Origin of the sequence: Streptomyces sp. MA5143a, assembly GCF_900290235.1 — a bacterium.
GTDB lineage: Bacteria > Actinomycetota > Actinomycetes > Streptomycetales > Streptomycetaceae > Streptomyces.
Genome location: NZ_OLMK01000187.1, coordinates 1 through 575 on the forward strand (window position 1 = coordinate 1; position 575 = coordinate 575).

General features: G+C 64.7%; 1 protein-coding gene. It reads right to left on the bottom strand.

Features of this window, described 5'->3' with window-relative positions:
- A partial coding sequence (locus SMA5143A_RS42470) for an alpha-amylase family glycosyl hydrolase (RefSeq protein WP_258194099.1) occupies positions 1–575 on the bottom strand: 575 nt, incomplete at both ends.

Genomic DNA, 575 nt, shown 5'->3' on the forward strand with positions numbered 1-575 from the left:
CATCTCCTCCTGGACGGCGGGGTTCTCGTAGTTGAGGTCGGGTTGGTGGGCGAAGAAGCGGTGCCAGAAGTACTGCTTGCGGACGGGGTCGAAGGTCCAGTTGGAGACTTCGGTGTCGACGAAGATGATGCGGGCGTCCTGGTACTGCTTGTCGTCGTCGGCCCAGACGTAGTAGTCGCCGTAGGGGCCGTCGGGGTCCTTGCGGGACTCCTGGAACCACGGGTGCTGGTCGCTGGTGTGGTTCATGACGAAGTCGATGATGACGCGCATGCCGCGCTGGTGGGCGGCGTCGACGAACTCCACGAAGTCGGCGAGGTCGCCGAACTCGGGCAGGACTGCGGTGTAGTCGGAGACGTCGTAGCCGCCGTCGCGCAGGGGGGACTTGAAGAAGGGCGGGAGCCAGATGCAGTCGATGCCCAGCCACTGCAGGTAGTCGAGTTTGGCGGTCAGGCCCTTGAGGTCGCCGATGCCGTCGCCGTTGCTGTCCTGGAAGGACCGGACGAGGACCTCGTAGAAGACGGCGCGTTTGAACCACTCCGGGTCCCGGTCCTTCTGCGGCGTGTCCTCGAAGGTGT